At 67.3% G+C, this 3,963-nt stretch carries 3 protein-coding genes and 1 pseudogene; all 4 read right to left on the minus strand.

Annotation, left to right across the window (positions count from 1 at the left end; genetic code table 11):
- Positions 1–546 (minus strand): MCE family protein (locus A5622_RS10305; RefSeq protein ID WP_156752912.1); only part of this gene is annotated, 546 nt, incomplete at its 3' end.
- Positions 547–596: 50 nt separating this feature from the next.
- A complete protein-coding gene (locus A5622_RS10310) occupies positions 597–2,210 on the minus strand; it encodes a virulence factor Mce family protein (RefSeq protein WP_066878311.1) in 1,614 nt (537 codons plus the stop codon).
- Positions 2,207–3,799 (minus strand): virulence factor Mce family protein, encoded by a 1,593-nt coding sequence (locus A5622_RS10315; RefSeq protein ID WP_066878313.1) that lies wholly within the window; start codon positions 3,797–3,799, stop codon positions 2,207–2,209. The genes A5622_RS10310 and A5622_RS10315 overlap by 4 nt, the downstream gene beginning before the upstream one ends.
- A pseudogene (locus A5622_RS29080) lies at positions 3,796–3,963 on the minus strand (mammalian cell entry protein); the annotation flags it as partial. The gene A5622_RS10315 and the pseudogene A5622_RS29080, both read right to left, overlap by 4 nt.

Raw genomic sequence — 3,963 nt, forward strand, 5'->3', positions numbered from 1 at the left:
GCCGCGCCCATTGAAGATGTTGTAGACCTCGTTCTGCAGCACCTCCAGGTTCGGGATGCCGCCGCCGCGCAGGATCAGCGAGAGGCTGGCCAGCGTCTGCTCGGTGGTGGGGTACGAGGTCGAATTCTTCAGCGGAATGGTGTCGCCGCTCTTGAGCAGTTCGTGCGACGGGTTCGGCGGCGCGGCCAGCTCGACGTGCTGGGAACCCAGCAGCGACGTCTGGCCGATCTTGGCCGTGGCGTTCTTGGGCAACTTGACGTTCTTGTCCACACCGAGCGTCAGGGTGGCGATCCAGTTCTTCAGGTTGATGGCCTTGATCGAGCCGACGAAGACGTCGGCGACCATCACCTTGCTGTTGCCGTTGATCGCCAGGGTGTCGGGCACCTGCACGTAGAGGGTCATGGCCCCCGACCCGCTGCCGGGTCCACCCGGGATCGAGACGTTGGAGATGCCCTTCCAACCACACGAGCTCAACACCGTCGCGGCCACCAGCAGGGTCAGCCCTTGCCACGCCCGATGGCGGATCAGCCGAAGCGCGCCCCTCACTGGCCGTCGGTTCGGCTTGCTCCTCGCGCTCAACGCGCTCGTCGCGCCCCTCACTGCCCACCTCCAAAGTCAGCGGGTACCGGCGGCCCGCCCGCGTTCGGCGCGGGCGCGGACACCGGCGCCGGTGTCGGGGCGACCGGGCCCGGGACCACATCCGGTCCGGGCGGCGGCGGTTGGATCGGCACCGGGGCGTTCAGCCCGATGGGCGGCACGATCGGGTTCTCGTCGTAGGCGTTCGGCGGACCCGGCGGGGTCTGCAGGGTCGACTGGACGGGTTCGATGTTCGGACCACCCATCAGCTCACTCAGCGATTCGGGGGTCATCAGGCCCGCGGTGATCGGCCCGACCTGCTGGCCCTGCATGCCGGGAGCGACGATCCAGCCCGGCTGGGTGTTGCGGTGCGACGTCGGGGTGTCCGGCACCCAGATGCCGGGAACGGTGGTGTCTTTGTATCCGTTCGGTGGGTGCAGCCGGTCCTCGGAATACGCGACTTCCTTGGGCAGCGTCTCCGCCGTGCTGAACAGGTTCAAGCCGAACGGCGGGTAGTTGAACTTGATCGCGTCGAGGATCGGCGAGAGGTACTGCGCACACAGTTCGGCCGACTCCTGGTAGCCCAGCCGACTGCCGGCCTGGATCGCGCTGCAGATGAACTGCATCGGGTTCGCGAAGTTGGTGATCGACGGGATGGCGACCACCGAACCGTGCGACGGGTGATAGATCTGGTTGATGTTCGCCGCGGCCGTCGGCAGCACGTGCAGCGCGGTCTCCAGCCCGTTCAGCGGATCCGGTTGCAGCAACGCGTTCGTCGCGGTCTCGAGGTTGTTGATGTCGTGGGTCAGCACGCCGCGGTTCTGGTCCAGCCAGGGGCGCACGGTGGTGAGCAGGCTGTCGAACTGCTGGATCGCGTTGGCCAGGTCGTTGTCGTTGTGCGCCAGCCGGGTGGTGAAATCCGCCAGGTTCTGGTTGAGCGCGACGAACTGCTGGTCGTCCTGGTGCAACGCGTTGACGAACAGCGCCAGGCTGCGCACCACCGCAAAGAAGTCGCCGCGACCCTCGTTCAGCGCGGTCAGTGCCTGCGACAGGTTGGTCAGCGTGGTGTTGATCTGCTTGCCCTTGCCGGCCAGGCCGTCGGCGAAGGACGTGATGACCTCACCGAACGGCCCCGTCGGCTGCTCGGGTGTGGGGCCCAGCTTGGAGATGATGTTGGTGATGCTGTTGCGCAGCTGGTCCCACTCCACCGGCACCTGGGTGCGCTCCTCGGGGATCACCGCGTTGTTGGCCAGCACCGGACCGCCCTTATAGGCCGGCTCCAGCTGAATGGACCGCGAGGCCACCAGGGTCGGGTTGAGGATCACCGCCGAGGCGTTCGCCGGAACCTTGTACTTGTTCTCGTAGTGGAAGGTGACCTTCATTTTGTTGCCGCTGGGCTCGATCTTGTCGATCGCGCCCACGCGCAAGCCCATGATCTGGACCTTGTCGCCCGGGTACAGCGCGTTCGCCGCCGGGAAGTAGGCCACCACGGTGTTGTTGGTCAGCTTCTCGTACAGCCGCCAGCCGACGTAGCCGACGACGAGAGCCAACACGATCACCAACGATCCGATGATCACCGATGTCCGCGTCATCTTCGGTAACCGAATGTTGCGGACGTCAAAGATGGTGCTCAATTCTGGCTACCTCCCCCCGCTGCGCCGCTGCCTCCGGTTCCGCCCGGGTTGATGAACGGTGCCGGCAGCTGGTTACCCGGCCCGGGTGGCGCGGCGGGCCCCGGCGGGAAGCCCGGCGCGAACGTCGACGGTGGCGGCGTCGGCCCGGCCGGCGCCAGGTTCTCGGTGCGCGCGCCCGGCGGTGCTTGCGCCGGCAACGGCACCGGGGTGCCCGGAACGTCTGGCGGCGGGTCGCCCGGCCGGCCCGCGATCGGGATGCCCGGCGTGGGCGGCAGACCGTTGGGGTTGGGCGGCGACGTCATCACGTCGACCGGCGCGGGGAAGCCCGGCCCACCGAACGGGCCCGTCGTCGCGCCCGCACAGGGCAACGGGTTCCACGGCCGCGGCAGACCCTCGTCCCCGACGGTGACGTTGCCGCCCGGATTGGCCGGCGTGTACGAGCACGGCGATCCCGGCGGGACGGCCGGACCCGGGTGATCGGGCGTGCCCTCGAGCACCGGCGGTGCCGGCGGCGGCGCGCCGTTGGGGAACCGGGTGCCGTTGGGGTCGGGGAACCGGTAGGCCGGCAATCCCGCACTGCGCCAGAAGTTCTCCGGGTCGATGCCGCGCTTCTTGAAGGCGGCGTCTACCCAGGGCTGCGAAATCTGGTACAGCGCCAGGTTGTGCAGCACCACCTTGAAGAACGGGCCGGAGGCGATGGCCTCGTTCAGCGACGGCAGAAACTTGCCGACCTCGGTGAAACCGTTGGCCAGGTCGTCTTTGCGCTGCACCAGGATGTCGCTTACGGTGCGCAGCTGCTCCAGCACGTGGTTGAGGTTCGGGTTGTCGTTGATCAGGCCCTTGACCTGTTCGGAGAACGCCGCGACGTTGCTCAGCAGGGCGTTGATGGCCTGGCCGCGTTCGTTGAAGGCGGCCAGCAGGGTCTTGGCGTTGACCAGCGCCCGGTCGATCTGGTCGCTACGGTCACCGAGGATGCCCGCCACCTGGTTGGCCTGGGCGAGCAGGTGCTTGACCTCTTCGTCGCGCTTGCCGATGGTGTCGGAGAACTTGGCCACGCCTTCGAGCGCGGGGCTCAGGTGCGGGTAGGTCTGGTCGATGGTCTGCGACAGCACGTGCAGCGACTGCTTGACGGCGTCGATGTCCCAGCCCTGCGCGGCCTTGGTGACGTCGAAGAACGCGTCGTAGATCTGATAGGGCGTGGTGCTCTGGCCGATCGGCAACGTCGACCCGGGCCGCAGCGTCTGGCTGCCGCGCGGCTCGAGTTCGAGCACCTTCTTTCCGAGGATGGTGTCCGTCTTGACGGCCAGCCTGCTCTCGGTGCCGAAGGTCGCGGTGCCGGCGTTGAACTGGATCACGATGTGATCGCCGTCGATCTTGAGACCCTCCACCTTGCCGACGTCCACGCCGGCGATGCGCACCTTATCGCCCTTGCTGAGACCGCCGGTATCGGCGAACTGCCCGTAGTAATGCGGTTTGGCCATCAACATCGGGACGCTGGTGAAGCTTTGGCCCACTCCGATCACCAGCACCGTGACGACGATGCCCATCAGCCCGATGCGGACCCGGTTCGGGGGTTCGAGAGTTCTCATTGCGGCGTGCACCTACCCGTCGGCTGCTGGAACAGCCGGACCGTGCGGACCGGGCCGCCGGCCTGCAGACCGTTGATCTTCAGGGTGATGTCGCAGGCGTAGAAGTTCACGAAGTCCCCGTATGACCCGATGGCGCGCCCGATCATGTTCAACGCGGTCGGCAC

Origin of the sequence: Mycobacterium sp. 1245801.1 (assembly GCF_001673055.1) — a bacterium.
Classification (GTDB): domain Bacteria; phylum Actinomycetota; class Actinomycetes; order Mycobacteriales; family Mycobacteriaceae; genus Mycobacterium; species Mycobacterium europaeum_A.

Coding starts and splice junctions, on each gene's coding strand:
- A5622_RS10315 (WP_066878313.1), bottom strand. CDS start 3,799: ATGAGAACTCTCGAACCCCCGAACCGGGTCCGCATCGGGCTGATGGGC.